The organism is Levilactobacillus wangkuiensis (genome assembly GCF_016861605.1).
Taxonomy (GTDB): domain Bacteria; phylum Bacillota; class Bacilli; order Lactobacillales; family Lactobacillaceae; genus Levilactobacillus; species Levilactobacillus wangkuiensis.
Map to the genome: position 1 here is coordinate 166,456 of NZ_BOLM01000005.1, position 18,151 is coordinate 184,606.

General features: G+C 53.4%; 18 protein-coding genes and 1 other RNA gene. 2 read left to right on the forward strand and 17 right to left on the reverse strand.

The features are described 5' to 3' along the window. Window positions 1-70: 70 nt before the first annotated feature. The 3 genes from JUF13_RS05505 to JUF13_RS05515 form a co-directional block, all read right to left on the reverse strand. Window positions 71-1,645, reverse strand: a complete 1,575-nt coding sequence (locus JUF13_RS05505; RefSeq protein WP_203638294.1) for an ATP-binding cassette domain-containing protein — start codon at window positions 1,643-1,645, stop codon at window positions 71-73. A gap of 757 nt (window positions 1,646-2,402) precedes the next feature. Beyond that, window positions 2,403-4,058: a formate--tetrahydrofolate ligase gene (locus JUF13_RS05510; protein WP_203638296.1), complete on the reverse strand. Its 1,656-nt coding sequence runs from the start codon at window positions 4,056-4,058 to the stop codon at window positions 2,403-2,405. Continuing rightward, on the reverse strand, window positions 4,058-4,474 hold the full coding sequence (locus JUF13_RS05515) for an EbsA family protein (RefSeq protein WP_203638297.1): 417 nt from the start codon (window positions 4,472-4,474) through the stop codon (window positions 4,058-4,060). Before JUF13_RS05515 ends, JUF13_RS05510 begins: the two co-directional genes overlap by 1 nt. A gap of 37 nt (window positions 4,475-4,511) precedes the next feature. Between JUF13_RS05515 and JUF13_RS05520 the strand changes: the two genes are divergently transcribed. Next, window positions 4,512-4,916, forward strand: coding sequence for a ribonuclease HI family protein (locus JUF13_RS05520; protein WP_203638299.1), 405 nt, complete (start codon window positions 4,512-4,514; stop codon window positions 4,914-4,916). Here JUF13_RS05520 and JUF13_RS05525 read toward each other — a convergent pair. The 4 genes from JUF13_RS05525 to JUF13_RS05540 all read right to left on the reverse strand — a co-directional run bounded on the left by JUF13_RS05525 (window position 4,892) and on the right by JUF13_RS05540 (window position 9,686). Next, window positions 4,892-6,016, reverse strand: coding sequence for an NAD(P)/FAD-dependent oxidoreductase (locus JUF13_RS05525; RefSeq protein WP_203638301.1), 1,125 nt, complete (start codon window positions 6,014-6,016; stop codon window positions 4,892-4,894). The genes JUF13_RS05520 and JUF13_RS05525 overlap by 25 nt on opposite strands. 739 nt (window positions 6,017-6,755) lie before the next feature. Continuing rightward, window positions 6,756-7,358 (reverse strand): nitroreductase family protein, encoded by a 603-nt coding sequence (locus JUF13_RS05530; protein ID WP_203638303.1) that lies wholly within the window; start codon window positions 7,356-7,358, stop codon window positions 6,756-6,758. Window positions 7,359-7,466: 108 nt separating this feature from the next. Continuing rightward, window positions 7,467-8,969, reverse strand: a complete 1,503-nt coding sequence (locus JUF13_RS05535; protein WP_203638305.1) for a carboxypeptidase M32 — start codon at window positions 8,967-8,969, stop codon at window positions 7,467-7,469. A 198-nt stretch (window positions 8,970-9,167) separates the two neighbouring features. After that, window positions 9,168-9,686, reverse strand: a complete 519-nt coding sequence (locus JUF13_RS05540; protein ID WP_203638306.1) for a TetR/AcrR family transcriptional regulator — start codon at window positions 9,684-9,686, stop codon at window positions 9,168-9,170. Between the two features lie 199 nt (window positions 9,687-9,885). Here JUF13_RS05540 and JUF13_RS05545 point away from each other — a divergent pair, with 199 nt between their 5' ends. After that, a complete protein-coding gene (locus tag JUF13_RS05545) occupies window positions 9,886-10,557 on the forward strand; it encodes a CPBP family intramembrane glutamic endopeptidase (protein ID WP_203638308.1) in 672 nt (223 codons plus the stop codon). 104 nt (window positions 10,558-10,661) lie between these two features. Here JUF13_RS05545 and JUF13_RS05550 read toward each other — a convergent pair whose 3' ends face one another. The 10 genes from JUF13_RS05550 to gpsB all read right to left on the reverse strand — a co-directional run bounded on the left by JUF13_RS05550 (window position 10,662) and on the right by gpsB (window position 18,106). Next, window positions 10,662-11,006, reverse strand: coding sequence for a hypothetical protein (locus JUF13_RS05550; RefSeq protein WP_203638310.1), 345 nt, complete (start codon window positions 11,004-11,006; stop codon window positions 10,662-10,664). Window positions 11,007-11,240: 234 nt separating this feature from the next. Further along, window positions 11,241-11,720 (reverse strand): 8-oxo-dGTP diphosphatase, encoded by a 480-nt coding sequence (locus JUF13_RS05555; RefSeq protein ID WP_225893672.1) that lies wholly within the window; start codon window positions 11,718-11,720, stop codon window positions 11,241-11,243. Then, window positions 11,717-12,805 carry an acyltransferase gene (locus JUF13_RS05560; protein WP_203638313.1) on the reverse strand — a complete coding sequence of 363 codons (1,089 nt, stop codon included), beginning with the start codon at window positions 12,803-12,805 and terminating at the stop codon, window positions 11,717-11,719. The genes JUF13_RS05555 and JUF13_RS05560 overlap by 4 nt, the downstream gene beginning before the upstream one ends. Window positions 12,806-12,941: 136 nt before the next feature. Next, entirely contained in the window at window positions 12,942-13,136 is a 195-nt protein-coding gene (locus JUF13_RS05565; protein ID WP_125762487.1) for a hypothetical protein, read from the reverse strand. A gap of 173 nt (window positions 13,137-13,309) precedes the next feature. After that, on the reverse strand, window positions 13,310-14,620 hold the full coding sequence (locus JUF13_RS05570; RefSeq protein ID WP_203638315.1) for an ammonium transporter: 1,311 nt from the start codon (window positions 14,618-14,620) through the stop codon (window positions 13,310-13,312). A 308-nt stretch (window positions 14,621-14,928) separates the two neighbouring features. Beyond that, window positions 14,929-15,582 (reverse strand): hypothetical protein, encoded by a 654-nt coding sequence (locus JUF13_RS05575; RefSeq protein ID WP_203638317.1) that lies wholly within the window; start codon window positions 15,580-15,582, stop codon window positions 14,929-14,931. Between the two features lie 110 nt (window positions 15,583-15,692). Further along, window positions 15,693-16,085, reverse strand: coding sequence for an HIT family protein (locus JUF13_RS05580; RefSeq protein WP_203638319.1), 393 nt, complete (start codon window positions 16,083-16,085; stop codon window positions 15,693-15,695). A gap of 3 nt (window positions 16,086-16,088) precedes the next feature. Continuing rightward, window positions 16,089-17,231, reverse strand: coding sequence for a THUMP domain-containing class I SAM-dependent RNA methyltransferase (locus JUF13_RS05585; protein WP_125762479.1), 1,143 nt, complete (start codon window positions 17,229-17,231; stop codon window positions 16,089-16,091). Window positions 17,232-17,353: 122 nt separating this feature from the next. Next, window positions 17,354-17,733, reverse strand: an RNA gene (gene rnpB / locus JUF13_RS05590) — RNase P RNA component class B. A gap of 19 nt (window positions 17,734-17,752) precedes the next feature. Beyond that, window positions 17,753-18,106 carry a cell division regulator GpsB gene (gene gpsB, locus JUF13_RS05595; protein WP_125762477.1) on the reverse strand — a complete coding sequence of 118 codons (354 nt, stop codon included), beginning with the start codon at window positions 18,104-18,106 and terminating at the stop codon, window positions 17,753-17,755. Between the last annotated feature and the right edge of the window lie 45 nt (window positions 18,107-18,151).

The window sequence follows — 18,151 nt, forward strand, 5'->3', positions numbered from 1 at the left end:
CAATCGATTCATTTCTTGTTCGCCTTCATTTCTTATTGCTTATTTTTTTCGTATCCTGTTTTGTTTCAACTCACGCTTGCATCGTCAACTGACCATCCCGCAACTGGTACACGTGGTCGAACAACGGCCGGACTTCCGGTGGGATGTGGTGGTCGACCTCGATGATGGTCTTGGGCAAGCGCAGGATTGTTTGGTGAATGGCGATTGAGGTTTGCTCGTCCAGTGACGCCGTGCCTTCGTCAATGAAGATCAGTTCGCGGTCGAATAAAATGGCGCGAGCAATCTCTAGTCGCTTCACCTGCCCGCCCGACAGGTTCTGGCCCTCATCCCCGATTTGGTAGTCCAAGCCGTCGCGGTCGACCAGGTCCATGAGACCAGCCTCCTGACAGGCGTGGGTGACCGCTTCGTCCGTGAAGTCCAGGCCCAATGTCAAATTGAAACGCAGGGTGTCGTTAAACACAATTGGTGACTGATTGACCGTGCTCATCCCCGCGTACTGCTTGACGGGGCCGCCGTTGATGGCGACCTGCCCGCTGCTCGGCGCCAAGGCCCCATCAATCAGTCGCAGTAGCGTCGTCTTGCCACTGCCGGATTCCCCTTGAATCAGAATTTTTTCGCCCCGGGAAACGGCCAGATCGATATCGTGCAAGATAGGTGTTTCCTGTCGGTTAAAGCCGAGTTGCGTCAGGGTTAATTTTTCAAAACCAGCCGTGACCGCCGCCGGCTCATTGACCGGTTGGACCGCGTTCTTGATGCGCTGGCGAATCTTGCCGGTGCTGTTCAGCGTGTTAAAGCTGTTCACGACTTGACCGGCACTGTTGATGATCCAGTTCGACGAGTACTGAATCGCGACAAACTGGGACAAGCTAATGCGGCCTTGAATCGTGGCGTAGATCCCAATGCCGATGGGAATCAGCGTACAGACGTAGAAAATGGCTTCCACCACCGCGTTGGACAGGGCGATTTCATTTTTCATGGCGGCGTTGGCGTGCTCCACGTTTTGAATGGCCGCCGTCGTTTTTGGTTCGATTCCCGGTAACGCTCGGTATTGACGCAACGCCAGGGCACCCTTCAACACGTCCTTCAGCGTCCCCGACCACTGACTGTTACGCCGCGACCAGGCCTCACTGCGCACATTGATCCGGTTCCGGAATAAACGCGGAATCGCTGAGGGAAAAATCATGAAGACCATGAAGACCAGCGTCAGCTCAACGTTATTGGCTAGCGAATAGGCCAGGGTCACGACGCAGGTCACTAGCACGCTGATTAACGCAAACAGCTGGCGAATATAGTTGTCCTCCAGCAATTTCAAATCGTTCATGAAAAAGGACAGATTCGTCGCCACAAAATCCTTGGAATCCACGGTTCGCCGCTGTAACAGCCCCCGCAACAGCTGCGTCTTCAACCGCCGATTGACCGTGACCACATTTTTGTTGATCACGACCGTATTCAAGTACGTGGCCAGACTGAACCCAAAGTAGCCCAAAATAATGACAATCACAAACGGCACAATCCAACTAACGTGCTTGGTCTCAATGATATGAAAGATAAAGGCATACATTGCGGCATTAAACGGCGTCGACAACCCTGCCAGCACCGCGGTAAAAATCGCCAGCCCCACTAATTTCTTATTCACAAATTTCATTGGCTCACCCCTTTAAGCAGTATCTCAATTTTAATAATTCTCTCATATTATAATCATTCTATCATTTTTTTTGCTAACAACCACCCTTTTCGTTAATTATGCCAATCTCCCACCCAAAGAACAGCAAAAAGCGCTAGTTCCCAATCATTTAGAAAGGTAACTAACGCTTCTTCGATTATTAATTGCGCGAAATCACACACGCAATGTTTATTTTAATTTAAAACTGGATTCAACCACTGACAATTTAACAACTAGTGTCAGCTCGACTAGTTTGATTGGACAAACCATCCTGTCACATTGAAATCAGGCAAGAGCCATGGCAAAAATACGGCGTTGTGCCGGGCTAAATCCGTGTCAGCCGCAGGGCTGGGAAAACTGGGCCGGTCGTAGAAGTGACCAGAGGCGCGCCAAGGCGCACGGCTGGTTCTCACGGCAGCCCATAGACTTGCTATCGAAGCCAGCGAGACACCGCCTTCAGACATCGACGCCAACACATGCAGTCCAATCCTAAAATACTCTGGGAAAGGTCACGGCGTTGTGCCGGGCTAAATCCATGTTAGCCGCAGGGCTGGTGAAAATGGGCTCAGCCGTGGGAGTTACCTTAGCGGGTTTCCCGCTTAGGTAACTGCTATCTTTGAGACGCGCTCTCCGGCTCAAAGTAAGTCTGGAGACCGCTTCTCAGGCTCCAGACGTGCGCCCACAGCGCCACGGCCCATTTTCACCGGCCCGGAGGCGCTACCAACGACAGATTTAATCCTTAGAACAACCCAGTGATCTTGCCGTCTGCATCGATATCCATGTCCAGTGCGGCCGGGTGCTTTGGCAGCCCTGGCATCGTCAGCACGTTCCCCGTCATGGCAACCACAAACCCGGCCCCCAACCGTGGCGCAAACTCGCGCACGTGAATCGTGAAGTCCGTGGGTGCACCCAATTGGTGGGCATCGTCCGTCAGGGAGTATTGAGTCTTGGCCATGCAGACGGGCAACTTGTCCCAGCCGTGCTTGGCAAAGGTCTTCAACTGGCGAGCGGCCTTAGCCGACAACTCGACCTTGGCCCCACCGTAAATTTTCTGAGTGATGGCCGTCATTTGCGTCATCAGGTCCGTGCCAGCTGGTGCGAGTCGTTTGAAATGTTTAGGCTGTTGCGTGGCCGTGACGACCTTTTCGGCCAAATCAGTGGCACCGGCACCCCCATCGGCCCAAACGGTCGTGGTGGCGACGGGAACGCCCCAGGCGGTCACGTCAGCCGTTAAGGCCGCAATTTCGGCGTCCGTATCGCTGGTGAAACGGTTGATGGCGACCACGACCGGCACCCCGTATTGTTGCATGCTGGTGATGTGGCGCTTTAGGTTGGCACTCCCTTGTTGCAGGGCGTCGAGGTTTTCTGCTTCCAGGTCGGCGCGCTTGACCCCACCGTTATACTTGAGGGCCCGTACCGTGGCGACAATTACCACGGCATCTGGCGTTTGACCGAGCACGGGGGTCTTGATATCCATGAACTTTTCCCCACCGAGGTCGGCCCCAAAGCCGGCTTCCGTCACGGCAAAATCGCCGAGTTGCAGGGCCGTCTGGGTCGCGAGCACCGAGTTACAGCCGTGGGCGATGTTGGCAAATGGCCCACCGTGAATGATGGCCGGGTTGTGCGCCAGCGTTTGGACCAGGTTGGGCTTGATGGCGTCCTTCAACAGGAGTGTGATGGCCCCACCGACCTTCAAGTCGCCGACCGTCACCGGTTCCTTGTCATAAGTGTAGCCAATCAGGATGCGGTTGACCCGGCGCTTAAGGTCCGTCAGGTCTTCACTCAGACACAGCACGGCCATTAATTCACTGGCCACGGTAATGTCAAAGCCATCTTGCCGGGGCACCCCGGACGTCCGGCCACCCAGGCCAATAACGGTCTGGCGTAGCTCACGGTCGTTGATGTCCAAGACCCGTTTCCACACGATTTGGCGGGGGTCCAGGTTCAGCTCGTTGCCCTGTTGGATGTGATTATCGATCAGAGCGGCCAGGGTGTCATGCGCCTCGGTCAGCGCGTGCATGTCCCCGGTAAAATGGAGGTTGATGTCTTCCATGGGTACCACTTGGGCGTAGCCACCCCCGGTCGCGCCACCCTTCATCCCCATGACGGGGCCCATCGACGGTTCCCGCAAGGCCAAAACAGTTTGATGACCCAATAGGTTCAGGGCATCCCCCAACCCCACAACGACGGTCGACTTGCCTTCACCAGCGGGTGTGGGGTTGATCGAGGTGACCAGCACCAATTTACCCGGGGTATGGTTGCCCGTCAGTGGGAGGTTGATCTTGGCCTTGGTATGGCCGTAGGGTTCGATCTGGTCGGGGGTCAAGCCGACCTTGCCCGCGACCTGTTCAATGGGTTCTAACTGTGTTTTTTGTGAAATTTCAATATCGCTCACTAATTTTCCTCCTTCACGCCGTTGGCAACCATCGCATCCTGCAAGAGGCTGGCGAGTTCGATTGCCGAGTTCCGTGGTAATAAGAATTGATAAATCTTGCCCTGCGCCACAATGCCCAACCGGTACCGGGACTGTTGCACGCTGCGGACTTGATTCAACGGGATGACCAGGTGGTGGTGATTCAAGACGGTACTGACCGTCAAGACGCCATTGGCCATGGTGATATTTCTAAAATGAATCTCTAACCAGCACAAGAACGCAAAGGCCACGAAGAACCCCAGCGTATACCAGTTAAAATGGGTGACTTCGAGCCAGAAAATGGCCCCCATCAACAGGACGATGAGCGTCCAGCTCCAGTTGATAATGCTGCTGAGGGGATTCGGTTGATACAAAAATCGTCGTTCCTGGGTTATCATTGGTTTAAACACCTCACGAAAGAATTGGAGTGATTCCATGTTTTCTCTATATACGGATGCCGCGACACAACCCCAGACGGGTCTGAGTGCCGGGGGAATCCTGATCATTCACGACCACCAGCAGACGCAACTAAGTGCGCCCCTGACGGCCACGACCAACCACACCGCCGAGTTTGAAATTGCCCGGCTAGGCTTTGAAAAATTGGCCACGCTAGCGACCGACCCGGCGCACACGACCGTCCTGTTCTATACCGACAGTCAAATCGTCAACGATAGTGTCGCCAAGCATTACGCCAAACACTACCAACAGTTAGTCGATGACCTGTTGGCCGCACAGGCACCGTTTCAGCTGGTGCTCACGCAATGGGTTCCCGAAAAGCAGAACCGCGGCGCCCACACCCTAGCCAATCAGGCCCTTCATTCCGCCGAAGACGTTAAGTAAGTCGTCAGTGGCAGCTCGTATTCGCTCCAGTCTGGCGTACCGCCGTACAGCGCGGAGCCCGCTAACAACCGCCCGACTTGCGGCCCGGTCGTTAAGCCGGATGAGCCCAGTCCAGAGGCCACGAGAAATTTCTCCTGGTCCGGAATCGGTCCAAAGAATGGCGCGAAGTCGGCCGTGTAGGCCCGTGTCCCCACGCGAACACCCGTGATGTTGTCCGCGGTCACGTCAGCCATCAGCCGTTGGGCACTGGCCAATAGATCGGCGGTGACGGCCGGGTCGGCGGCCAAATTAAACTTCCCGTCGTCTTCGTGGGTCGCCCCGACAATCAATTTGCCATGGCCAAACGGCACGAAATCACGTTCACCTTCGGGCATGACGACGGGCATATTTTCATTCAACGGATAATCCTTGACGGCCAGCTCAATCAGCTGGCCCTTTTGTGGTCGCACGGCAGCGGTGATGCCTAGGGGTGCCACGAGCTCCTTGAGCCAGGCCCCGGCCGCGATGATGACACGGTCAAACTGCCGGGCCCCCAATGACGTCAGGACTTGGCCCTGTGCATCGAGACTGACGCGTTCGCGACGAATCGTCAGGTTCTTCTGGGTTGCCTTAGCCAGCAAACCACTGACCAAAGCCGCCCCATCGACCCGCGCCCCACCGGTGATGAAGACCCCGGGTTGGGCCCGCGACAGCAATGGCACCTTGGCCTGGACCTCGGCGGCATTTAACGTCGTCACGGTCCCCATAGTCGCGGCGTCTTGCCGGCGTTCCTGGGCCAAATCAAGCAGCGTTTCCAGGTCCGTTGGCACTTCACGGGTCACAATGGTCCCAGTCTGTTGATACACGTCGGTGCCCAATTGGGCGTCATGAATCAATTCGGGGAATAGATCTGCCCCGGCCTTAGCCAACCGGTACCAGCGTTGATTCCGGCGCTTAGACAGCCACGGCGAAATGATGCCCGCGGCGGCCGTGGTCGCCTGTCCGGTCCCGTCATCAAACAACGTGACCTTGGTCTGCTCGCTTCCGGGCAAGGTGCTTAAATAATACGCAGCGGTCGCACCCACGATACCGCCGCCAATAATGGCAATGCGTTTTTCCATAACGATACTGACCCCCTAATTGATGTTAGAAAGCACAAGCTAACGCCCCAACGTTAACTTAACTGGTCTGACCGTTCCCGGCGGCGAGTTCAGGAAGCCCTGCTGTGGGGAACGCTTCCAGCCTGAGGAGCGGTCTTCCAGCTCGCCTTGAAGCCTGGAAAGTTCCCAGTCTCCAAGGTCGTCCCATGGCCTAGGCTGAGTGAGAGACCTCAGCCAACGCCATCGACACAGCTGGTCATCCTGACTCGCCTCTGGTCACTGACATCGACCAACTAAGTTAACGTGGCCTTACTGCCTGGTAAATCCACCCAGATAGGCCGAACAAGCTTGAAATTCGGCGTCGGTCAAGGTCAAATCAGACAGTCCGTGTACGTGACCAGAGGCGGGCCAAGGTCCCCCGCTGTGTCGATGGTCTTAGCTGAGCGGTTTTTCTCAGCTTAGAGCATGGGACGGCCTTGGAAACGGGCGGTTTTTTGCCCGGTTTCAAGCCGAGGCGGAAGACCGCCCCTCAGGCTGGAGCCGACCCCACAGCTGGGGTCCTTGAGCCCGCCGGCGGGAACAACTGCCACGGACTCTCTGATTTTCACGTTGGCAAAGACCTGGTTGGGGCGCGTGATAGCACGCTTTCATTTTAGCATAACTCATCCCCTGAAAGCGGCCGCAAAGTTCCCCGTAACTGCAAAAGAACCCCGAACACGCGCTATGGCGTGGTCCGGGGTTCTCTTTTATTTTGGTTAAACTACTTGAAGACCATGAAGCGGTCGTCGTCATTCATGTAATCCTTAGGGTCAGCGGGACTTTCGATAGAACCGAAGTCCAGTTGGGCCCGTAAACGCCAGCTAGCTGGGACGTTGAAGGCTGCGCGCACTTCGTCATCGATCAGGGGGTTGTAGTGTTGTAAGTTGGCACCCAAGCCATTTTCAGCCAATGACGTCCAGACGGAGAATTGGGCGTTCCCCTGTGACTGTTCGGACCAGTCCTGGAAGTTGGCCGCGTAGAGTGGGAAGTTGTCTTCGAATTCCTTGACCGTCTTGGTTTCGGTAAAGAAGAGCACCGTCCCGAAGGCTGCCTTGAAGCTGTTGATCTTAGCGGTCGTCTTGGCGAAGGCTTCTTCGTTAGGCACCTCTTGCTTCAGGCGGTCAATCACGATGTCCCACAACTTTTCGTGAGAGGCGCCGTATAAAATGATGGCGCGCGTCGTTTGGTTGTTGAAAGATGACGGACCGTTCTTGATGTTGTCTTCAATCAAGGCTGTCAATTCGTCAGACGTTTGCTTAACGTTACGACCTAAGGCATAGATGCTACGGCGTTGCTTGGCTAGTTCAGTAAATTTCGTTTCCATATTGATAAGTGACCTCACTTTTTTAAGTTAGTTCCCCGTTTATGGGCAAGTAGTTTCCTGTTAAAACTTAAGTCCAAGTGTATCACTTACTTTTAGAAAGTAAAGTCATTAGTCCTGAACCTGATAAGCCACCTTGAACGTCCGGGTCATCCAGTCGAGCCAGTATTGTGGATTAAGCGACTCCCCAGTCACCTGCTGAACCAGCTCTTGTGGCGTCACGCTAGCGCCCAAGCGGAAAATATTTTCTCGCCGCCACTCGGTGATCGGAGCGTAGTCGCCGCTGGCTAAGATGTCCGCCACTGGGAGTGCCTGGCTCATCGTGTGGTAGAACTGCGCCGCGTAAATTTGTCCCAGCAAATACGTTGGAAAGTAGCCGAAGTCCCCACCCGGCCAGTGAATGTCCTGTAGAATGCCTTCGGTGTCGTTAGCCGGCGTGATGCCCAGGTATTCCTGATACTTCTGGCGCCACAGCGCTGGTAATTCCGCCACCGTGGTTTCCCCATTGAAGAGGGCCTTTTCCAATTCATAACGGACGATGATGTGTAACGGGTACGTCAACGGGTCGGCTTCGGTCCGGATCAGTGTCGGCTTGGTGGCCATGAATCCCTGGTAGAACGTGGGCTCATCGATATCCGTAAAGATATCGCCAGTGGCCGCCTGGAAACGCCCGTATGCCCCCTGCCAAAACGCCGGGTTGCGGCCGATGAAAATTTCGTTGAAGAGCGACTGCGACTCGTGCAGGCCCATCGATGGCGCGTTAGACAGTGGCGTGTAGTCAAAGTCCGGGTCAAAGTTTTGCATGTACAGGCCGTGCCCCGCCTCGTGAATCCCACCTAGCAACGACATTTGAAAGTCATGAAGGCCATACCGGTTGGTGATTCGGGCATCGTTACGGTTCAGCGGCACCGTGAACGGGTGAATGCTACGGGACAGGTCTCCCTTGTTGAAGTCGTAACCCAAGCGTTCAACCGTGGTGCGGACCACCCGCTCCTGAACGTCTTCGGGCACGGCACGGCTCATGAAGTCCACCCGCGGTTCGGTCCCGGTCGCAATGACCGCGCGAATGTGCTTGATACCCGCCTTTAACGTTTCCATGATGGGGTCTAACTGCGCGACCGTCATCCCCGGCTCGTACTGGTCGAGCAACACGTCGTAGGGCGTGGCCTGCCCATTTTGCCAGTAAGGAATGAATTGCTTTTGGTAGGCAACAATTTTTTCAATATACGGCTGGAGAACCGTAAAGTCCTGGGCCTCACGTGCCGTCTCCCACACCTGTTGGGCATCCGAAATGGTGCGCTGGTAAGCTGCATAGTCATCAGCCGGGATATCATGGTTCAGGTCGTACTCGCGCTTGACCAGCCGCAAGACCTGTTGGCCCTTGGCATCGAGTGCTTCGGGATGTGCCGCGAAGTAGGCGATAAATGCGCCCATCTCGGGTCCCGTGGTCAGTGCCATTTCTTTGGCGCCGATGTAAGCCGTCAGCTCGCCCCGAAAACTTGCCCCGTCCTTGGGTAGGTACGTCCGGGCGTCCCAGCCCACGAGGGATAAATTCATGTCTAACAAACTAATCTGCTTCACCAAAGCCAGGAAATCTGCTTCCGTTTTTGCCATGGTAACCGCCTCCAAATTTCAAGATGAATTTAGTGTAGCACGGTTACTTCTAAAAGGCCCGTGAATTTTCTCATTGTATTCTAATTGCCGAATTTGACTAAAATACCGGTTTGACGCGAATATTGTTTGCTTGTGATCGTTTCACTTAGTTTTACTATTTCTTGTGAATTATTAAACTATTTGCTTTAATCTGTTTCTCTACAGTAAGTGTGCAATCATCGTCACGACCCAGTCCGTAGTAACCTGATCCTGTGGGTATTGGACCAGGACGCCCACTAAGAACGTCCAAACTGCCTGCCCCATTTGCGGTGCGACAGTCGCTTGGCCTTTTTGAGCGGCATACAAAGTCAGCACAGTCGTTAAGCTGACCGGTGTTGGCAATGGTGCCGTCAAGGCAAAGGTCACGGCTTGGGGATGCTGATCCGCGTAAGCTAAAAGATTGCTGACCATGCGTTGAAGCATGGCTGTCGCATCAGCTGAATCCAGCACATTTTCACGTAAAGTGGCCGTTATTTCTGCCATGATTTCTGTTCGCAAAGCTGCCAATAAACTCGCCTTGTCCGGAAAATGGCGATAGACTGCGGCCGGTGTCACTGCCAAAAAGCGGGCGATTTGCCGCAGAGAAAGTTGCTCGGCCCCAGCCGTTTCGAGTTGCTGTCGGGCCTGTTGCTGAATTGCTGCTGCTAAATTCTCGCGATGGTAAGGTAATTTTGTCATAGGGGTGAATTCCTTTCGTAGTAACGTTTATAGCCTTATGTTAACACTGATTACTTTATATGTAAACAGCGTTAACATAAAGCATTTAGTGGTACTTACTCCTATTTTAACCAATCCTTACACATTTTTACGCCCCTTCTCACGGCTACTTGTCTTACAATAAAGTTAATGCGTCTATTCAAAGAAAAGAGTGTCGTCTATGTCTGAACCCGTCTCCAATCGTCGTCTTATTTTGCAATTTATCTGTTGTTGGTTCATCTGGCTCGCCGTTCAGGTCGGTCTCAACAGTCCCATCGAAAAATACCTGACCGGTTGGCCCCAAGAATTGGCGCTCGATGCCATTAAATTAGCCGTCTGGTTAGGGCTGGCCTGGTGGTTCATCCATCAAGCTGACCGCAACCATCAACGTCTCACCCTGAGCAATGCCAAGCAGTGGCAACCAGCATGGCGGTTTGCCGCCGGCTATGTCGTCTGGGGCATTATCATTGTTTATCTGCTGGGTGAATTTTGGTTGGCCCATCACGACCTGAACGTTAATCACACTTTCATCCCCCAATTCTGGGGTCGCTACTTCCTGGTCGTCGGCGTCAGTGAAGAGTTCCTGTTCCGGGGCTACTTCCTAAATGCCCTGTTACAGAAATTCTCGCTCACCACTGCCAACGTGATTCAGGCACTGGCCTTTGCCAGCATGCACATCCCCCGTTACCTGACGACGGTTCCCACCATGAGTCCCATGCTGTGGATCAGTAATCTGGTCTCCGTTTTCCTATTGGGCTTACTCTTCGGGTGGTTGTACGCCCGCAGTCATTCCCTGTGGCCCGGCATCGCTACGCACATGACCTGGGATATCTTGGTCACCCTCTTCGGGTAAAAAGAGTGGGCTTGGCGGTTATTCGCCTATTTTAGCCATACAGCATTAGAAATCAAAAGCGTCCGGGAATTTTTCATCCCAGACGCTTTTTTCGTGCAACCAGGCTAGGCCCGAACACGTTGTTTCAAGAACCCTAATAAAACACTTAAAAATGCAAACGGTAAAGCAAAGCTAAACAGAGCCGTGAGTAAGACCGGAGCCACCGTCAACGTTAAGACGACATCGGCGACGCCAACAATAACGCTCACACCTAGTAATAGCCGCCACCAACCACGACTGATACGTGGTTGGTACGTCAGCCCGTACACCAGTAACGTGAGGGCCGTCGTCAACAACAGTGCCCGATCAATCATTGGAATTGCCAGCAGGCCGGTCATCCCTAGGGCCACGACACTCAGCCCGATAAAGAAGTAACCGTACCAGCGTTGCGTTTGAACAGTTGATTTCACGATTATCGCTCCCTTTATCACAATCTTTACACCTTTAGTTTACCCGTTTTTGTAACCGCTTACAATAGATAAACGTTGCTTGATTGGTAAAAATATCAGGATAGTGCTCGCGAAACCGTCTTACCAATCTTCTAGCTAACTGGTGATTTCTCTAGTCGTTGGGCCGACGAAAAAAGTCGCCAACGTCTCTCGACATCAACGACTCTGCGTCTAGCTATTCTAAGCGACTAGCCCCTACGACTCGTCCTGAAGATCATCGACCAACGGCCCATTCCAGGCATCGCTAACCACGGCCGGGACCTCGCGATTGAAGACCCGCAACAGTGCCGCCATACTCTCGGCACTCTTTGCCGGGGTCATTTCGCTAAGCGGCAACCAGCCGACCCAGCCCTCATCGCTAGCCTTTAATTCACCGGTAAATGTATCCCCGCGGTACAGCAAGCCCAGCTTCCGTTTTTGCCGAGACGTGTCGAACCACTCACACGTCCCACAGAAGTCAACCGTCGCCAACTGCAGGCCGGTTTCCTCGAACACTTCCCTGACAGCCGCCTGAGCGCAGGCTTCGCCGACTTCCACGTGGCCGCCGGGAAAACTGTGTCCCGCCTTCCAGGGCACGTTCACTTTATCTTCCACCAAAACGCGTTTCGTCTGGGGGTCCGTCACCATAATCATCGTGACCAGCTCAACCGGTTGGGTCCTATCGGGTGTTGTCATTTTGCCACCGTTCCTTTCATCCATTGCCAAATCCTATGTATGCCGTACGCCGTCGCAAACGACCAGGCCCAGGTCAATAGGTAACTCACCAAAATACCGCTCACGGGATGGGCCGCCGTTAACGTCTGACCGCCGAAGCGCCAAATCAGTGCCAGCCAAAAGACGTTGGCCAAGTAGGCGCGGTACGCATAGGTCGCTAGCCAGTGAATCACCACTAGCCCCCGAGCACGTTGCCGTTGTTGCCACGCGGCCAAACTCACCAGCAAGCCAATCACACACAGGCCGTAGAAAACCGTTGCCGGTGCGTAGTAGCTACTGCGGGCCAACGTGATTGGCCGACCCGTGGCCAGCAGGTCGTGAACTTGCCAGACCAATGTCGCCAGTGCGCCAACCAGTAGCGGTACCCACGTCCACCGCCACTGCCAAATGTGTGACCAAGCCAGCCAGAGCAGGATGCCCAAGACCGCGTAGAGGGCAAAGCCCCAGAAGACCCGGTCGAGCAAATACCAGTGACCGACCCGTGCGGCGGGCGTGATCAGCTGGTGATAGCTGACTACCCAACCGAACATCCAGGCGCCACTCAAGCCCGCAGTCCACCAGAAACGGCGCCGCGTCGTGACCTGTCGCCGAATCGCCCACCACAGGGGCATCAGCAGAATGATCTGCAGCATCATGGTGTTGTACCACAAGTGTGGCGCGGCATTTCCGTTAATCAGCTGCCAGCCAAACTGGCCCAGTGTTGTAAACGGCCGATGTTGTTGCAGTTGGGGTTGCAGGAGCAAGTACGCCAGCGACCACCACACCGTCGGCACCCCTAACGCCGACCACTGTTGACGCAGATACTGGCCATAGGTCGGCTGCGTCACGTCCGTGGTCCGAATCGTGGTGAAGAGAATGCCACAGATGAAGGCCGGCGCCGTAAATTTCACAGTCAGGTAGACCCAAGCGAGGCTAACCTGCATCGACTGCCCGGACGTCGTGGTTATCGCCCAGCTCAAAACTGTCTGCAACATGACCGCTGTGCAGGCAAACGCCTTGAGGTAGTCGCCGGCATCCGCTACCGACGTTGTTTGTTGTTCTGTCACTTTTCGCTCATCGCCTTTACCTCCTCATTCTAGCAAGCCGAGGTGGGCCCTGTAAAGACGCAAACAAGCACGTTCTTTCGACACGACAAAAAAGACGGCTCACTGGCCGTCTTTATTTTTTCGATTCTCTTCAGATTTAAGCTTCGCGATTGTTTTTCTTTGTTAGCTTGGTCATCAAATCTTCGATCCCGTAGCATGCCAGTCCTAAACCAGCGAACGCTACTGGAAAACCGAAGGCCCACATCGGTGACTTCATGAGTAGGAGCACCAGGCTCAGCCCACAAACCGCTAACACAACTAAGGCAATCAGTGCCCATTGATCTTTATTCATCATAATCCCCCCAAGGTTGTTCAAACGTGTGTCCCCTAAACACACCCTTAGTTTAGCAAGTTCGGGGGCAAACGGCAATCATCTAGGGCAACCTTAAGAAAGTCACTAACTTTACTGAGTGGGCTGTGTTGCAGGAGTTTTGAATCCGCCATCGGGAGCGGCCAACCACCAGCTCATTTTTGCAGGTGTTGGAGCTGCCCCTTGAACTCGGGTGCATACAGTTCCTGATCCGGCCGATAATCCGTGAGCCTTTCACTGAGCCCAACCGTGTAGTCGACCTGCTCACCATGTTCCCCCTGATCCAGGCCCATGGCCTCTTCGGCCGCATCGACCCGCATCGGTGTCAACCGGCGCAAGAGTAAAATCAAGCCGCTGCCCATCGCGGCAACCAGGACAATCGTCAAGCCCGTTGCCAAGAGTTGAATCCCCAGCAAGTGCCAACCGCCACCATAAATCAACCCATTTTGGGTGACCGCCGGATTCACAGCCTTACTGGCGAACACTCCCGTTAGGATACTGCCAACGATTCCGCTCACCCCGTGACAGCCAAAGGCATCCAGAGCATCGTCGACTCCCAGCTTGGGTTTTAAAAGCGCGATGAAGCCGTAGCTGGCTAAGGTCGCCAAGGTGCCAATCGCCACGGACCCCATCACGGTCACGTAACCGGCCGCTGGGGTAATGGCGACGAGTCCGCAAAGCGTGCCGGTACAGACACCGACCAACGTGGGTTTGCCATTCGTCCAAATATCCAGGAACATCCAGACCACCATCGCCGTGGCCGTGGCTACCGTACTGGTAATCGCCGCCTGAACGGCCACGCCATTGACGGCAAGGGCGCTGCCGGCATTGAAGCCGTACCAGCCAACCCACAAGATGGCCGTCCCCAACAGGACCCACGGTAAGTTATAGTGTTGCCCGGGATGATCCTTGGCCAACCGCGGTCCTAACCAGGCCGACAATACTAAGGCCGTCACCCCAGCATTGATGTGCACCACGGTCCCGCCGGCAAAGTCCAAGACACCCAATTTAGCCAGCCACCCTGCCGGACTCCAAACCAGATGCACCATCGGGTAGTAAATGCAGACGGACCACGCCAGCAGAAATAGCAAAAGAAATTTAAACCGAATCCGTCCAACCACGGCCCCAACGAATAAAGCTGGGGTAATAATGGCAAACATCATTTGAAACAGCGAATACACGCCGACCGGAATATGACTGGCGGTCAGGCTAGCCAAATTGACGCCGGTCATGAAAGCATGGCGCAAATTGCCCACGACGCCGAGCACATTGCCTGAAAAGGACAGCGAGTAGCCGACGAACACCCACAGCAAAATGGCCACGCCAGTCATAATAAAGACCGACAACATCGTGTTGACCACGTTTTTCTCGGAGACCAGGCCCCCGTAGAAAAAAGCCAATCCCGGAGTCATAAACAAGACTAAAATGCTGGCAATCAACACGAATGCTGTATTTGCAAGATTCATTAGCGGCGCCCTCTTTACGTTTGATGTAAGAAATCCTAACACTCATTTTGATGAAAGTCACGAGTGAATTTTCAAAAGTAACGGGTTGGCTGGGACGTTTAACGAACTAATCTTACTAGTACCAGTCGTTTTCATGAAATTATTAAGATTTGAAAATAGGTGATATTTTCTGACATTGCCTGCATTTTTCCTACCAAATTGATACTGACAACAAGAAAAAGCCCAAGTCCTGGTAAGCTGGCGTCATACCCGCTTACCAGGACTCAGACTATGAGTCGCTAGGCGACATCCACCTAATAGGACATCGTTTATTTCAAGTTCAGTTTTTGTCGACCATCATAAATACCATTAACGACCTTATCAGCCTTGGGGCCTTCGTAAGCCAACGTCGCAAAGGATAGCTCGATCTTACCAACCTTAGTGACCTTTTTTCTGGAATACAGCAGCATCTCAAATTGACTCTTCTGATGAGGTTTCAAATACGACGACGCTGAATTGGGACCGGCCGTGATTCCCTGCTTGGGGGTCACGTTAACTAACATGTGCTTGCTCTTACTATTCTTGGCCGAAAAGATAAAGTTGCTGGTCATGGTGTTCTCGAACCCCACAAGATTATAATTGGAGATTCCGCCCATCACGTTTCTGCCGAACCGGTAAAAGCCATCATCACTATTATTGTAGGCAGTTCCCGTGACCTTTGCCCAGGTCGCGTACTTCGCCTTTTTACTGGCAACCTGATACACATACAAATTATTCAATCTAATCTTATACGCTGAATTTTTGAAGGTGAACGTTTTCTTGAGTGGGTAGGCTTTCTTACTCGAGTAGGCCTTATGCGTCTTCTGGGCACCATAATTCTGGTACAAATTAAAAACTTTTTGCTTTGCCTGGGCCTGCGTGGCCATGCCTAATGTCCCCATTGCCACAATCCCTGCCAGTAGTAAACTCCGCCATTTCATCATAAAAAACCCTTTTCCGTTAAGCTCAGTATACAGGGTTAGCCGTTACTTTACAAAATAGTCCAACAAAAAACGAATCCAGACCGTGAAGTCCAAATTCGTTTCGTCAATTTCTATTTTCGTTTCAACCGACTCAAGCCCTGAACGGCCCGCGGAATCATCTTGCGGATGCCGCCCCGCGGATCCTTGACGTCCCCTTCGTACCGGGGAATCAGGTGAATGTGGGCGTGCATGACCGTTTGACCGGCGGCCGACGCCACGTTGATGCCAATGTTATACCCGGCCGGCTGAAATTTTTCATCCAGCAAGGCCTTGGCCTCAAAGGTCAACGCATCCATCGCCGCTCGCGTTTCGGCTGGCACATCAAAGTAGGTCGCGTAGTGTTGCTTGGGCACGATCAACAGGTGACCGCGGCGCACGGGATGATTGTCCCAAAACGCCTTGGCCAAGTCATTTTCTAAGACGATACTGCTTTTCTGGCAAAAGACACAATCCGTCTTAATCATGGCTTAACCCTGGTGCCGTGGCTTGCGCTTGCCCCAGAACTGGAAGTAGTCGGTCCGCAAAGCCCCGTTATACAGCTTCCGCGTCTTCGTGGCCTTTTGACCATAGAAGTGTTCAAATTCCAGATCAGCCGTTAAAATATACTTCGACCAATCAGTCAATGGCTTGAATACTTGTCCCATTTGTTTGTAAAGTTCACGAACGGAGGCCTGATCACTCAGACGTTCCCCGTATGGTGGGTTGGCGACGATGACCCCATCTTCCATGTCCGTCTTAAAGTCCTGGACGGCTAATTGGCTAAACGTGATGTCTTGTGACAAGCCGGCCTCTTGGGCGTTACGCTTGGCAATAGCCACCATGTTCTCATCAATATCGGTCCCAAAGATCTGTAGTGGCGTATCGTAGTCGGCCTTGGCATCGGCTTCGTCACGCAACTTATCACTCAGCTCTTGAGGCACCCAATCCCAAGTCTCGCAGGTGAAGTCCCGGTTAAACCCAGGGGCCAGGTTGCGGCCAATCATGGCTGCTTCGATAGGAATGGTCCCAGACCCACACACGGGATCCCAGAATGGCATGTTCTTGTGCCAACTGGTCAGGGCAATCAAGGCAGCGGCCATGTTTTCCTTCAGTGGCGCGCTACCCTTGCCGACCCGGTAGCCCCGCTTGAACAGACTTGAACCGGTGGTGTCCAGCGTCAGCATGACGTGGTCCTTATCGATCATGACTTCCAAGGGGTAAGTGGCGCCGGTTTCAGGCATCCGCGTCCGCCGGTGATAAACGGCCGCCAATTTAGTGGCAACGGCCTTTTTCACGATGGCTTGGGCGTCGGGCACACTGTGGAGCTGGGACTTCTTCGAACGGCCTTCCACTGGGAAAGCGGCGTCCATGGGGAGCAGTTCGTCCCAGGCCACGGCCTTAGTGGCTTCAAACAATTCGTCGAAGGTCACGGCATCAAATTCTGCCACGATGATCCGAACCCGGTCCGCGGTCCGTAACCACAGGTTCGCCCGCAGTACGTCTTCAATCGTCCCGTCAAACCGGACCCGGCCATTTTCAACCTGGGTATCGTACCCGAGGTCTCGTAACTCACGACCGGCAATGGCTTCGATTCCACTGGCAGTGGCCGCGTATAAATGAAATTTCTTCATAACGTCCTCCTTACTTCACTTTACTGGGTTGCTAATTTTTACACTGTTCTTGGGCATTTAACCCGATTATAACCATAAAAAAAGGCGGGAGCAAGCTCCCACCCACCTGACATGGTGCAAATCCCTGTAAGCCATGTTTTGTACCACCCAACCGTTTCAGGCAAACGATTGACTGGCAGTAATCATCTATCTCGAGAGTTTCCTCTCCCCCCACATTTCGTTCATTTCCATATGTGAAGCGCCCCTACCAAAAGTTTGGGTTGCCCGCTCGAGGGGTTTACCGCGTTCCACCGCCTAAGTTTCCTTAGACGTATCGTCACTGTGGCACTTTTCAGGGATACTAGGGCATAGCCGAAGCCGTAGCCGTGTTTTCCCGCCGTTACGTTATTGCTAACGTCCCCCGGCTTATTTTTTCACCGAGCACGAACACTACAGACATCTCAGTCTGTGCGAGCATGGACTTTCCTCAGCCGACATAAGCCGACCGCGATTACTCAGGATTTACACCAGTCTTTATAATTCTACAAACGATGTGACTCGTTTGGATCATTATCTAATTGTGAACCGAAAACGTGCCGTTCCAAATTGGAGAGCCGCTTCAAAATGTCCATGTTAGTGACACTTGAAGTGGATTGGCTGGTTGTCGTTGCTGCTGGTTGACTTGCACCTACTTGCACTTGGCGAGTGAGTTCGTCGACCTTAGCCAACAACCGTTCGTTTTCTTCTTGAAGCCGTTGATTCTCCTTCACAAAAGTATCGTAGTCCTTGATCACATTATCCAAGAAACTGTCGACATCGTCGGGATCATACCCGCGCATCTTTTGACGAAATTGCTTTTGCAAAATCTCTTTAGGAGTAAAATTAACGTTTTCCATTGATCATTACACCTCGTTATCCTAATCAAACCGGCGATATCTATA

What these genes read in the sequence shown, in the direction of transcription:
- JUF13_RS05505 (WP_203638294.1), bottom strand. Translation starts at nt 1,645, where the DNA reads ATGAAATTTGTGAATAAGAAATTAGTGGGGCTGGCGATTTTTACCGCG.
- JUF13_RS05515 (WP_203638297.1), bottom strand. Translation starts at nt 4,474, where the DNA reads ATGATAACCCAGGAACGACGATTTTTGTATCAACCGAATCCCCTCAGC.
- JUF13_RS05520 (WP_203638299.1), top strand. Translation starts at nt 4,512, where the DNA reads ATGTTTTCTCTATATACGGATGCCGCGACACAACCCCAGACGGGTCTG.
- JUF13_RS05525 (WP_203638301.1), bottom strand. Translation starts at nt 6,016, where the DNA reads ATGGAAAAACGCATTGCCATTATTGGCGGCGGTATCGTGGGTGCGACC.
- JUF13_RS05530 (WP_203638303.1), bottom strand. Translation starts at nt 7,358, where the DNA reads ATGGAAACGAAATTTACTGAACTAGCCAAGCAACGCCGTAGCATCTAT.
- JUF13_RS05535 (WP_203638305.1), bottom strand. Translation starts at nt 8,969, where the DNA reads ATGGCAAAAACGGAAGCAGATTTCCTGGCTTTGGTGAAGCAGATTAGT.
- JUF13_RS05540 (WP_203638306.1), bottom strand. Translation starts at nt 9,686, where the DNA reads ATGACAAAATTACCTTACCATCGCGAGAATTTAGCAGCAGCAATTCAG.
- JUF13_RS05545 (WP_203638308.1), top strand. Translation starts at nt 9,886, where the DNA reads ATGTCTGAACCCGTCTCCAATCGTCGTCTTATTTTGCAATTTATCTGT.
- JUF13_RS05555 (WP_225893672.1), bottom strand. Translation starts at nt 11,720, where the DNA reads ATGACAACACCCGATAGGACCCAACCGGTTGAGCTGGTCACGATGATT.
- JUF13_RS05565 (WP_125762487.1), bottom strand. Translation starts at nt 13,136, where the DNA reads ATGAATAAAGATCAATGGGCACTGATTGCCTTAGTTGTGTTAGCGGTT.
- JUF13_RS05570 (WP_203638315.1), bottom strand. Translation starts at nt 14,620, where the DNA reads ATGAATCTTGCAAATACAGCATTCGTGTTGATTGCCAGCATTTTAGTC.
- JUF13_RS05575 (WP_203638317.1), bottom strand. Translation starts at nt 15,582, where the DNA reads ATGATGAAATGGCGGAGTTTACTACTGGCAGGGATTGTGGCAATGGGG.
- JUF13_RS05580 (WP_203638319.1), bottom strand. Translation starts at nt 16,085, where the DNA reads ATGATTAAGACGGATTGTGTCTTTTGCCAGAAAAGCAGTATCGTCTTA.
- JUF13_RS05585 (WP_125762479.1), bottom strand. Translation starts at nt 17,231, where the DNA reads ATGAAGAAATTTCATTTATACGCGGCCACTGCCAGTGGAATCGAAGCC.
- gpsB (WP_125762477.1), bottom strand. Translation starts at nt 18,106, where the DNA reads ATGGAAAACGTTAATTTTACTCCTAAAGAGATTTTGCAAAAGCAATTT.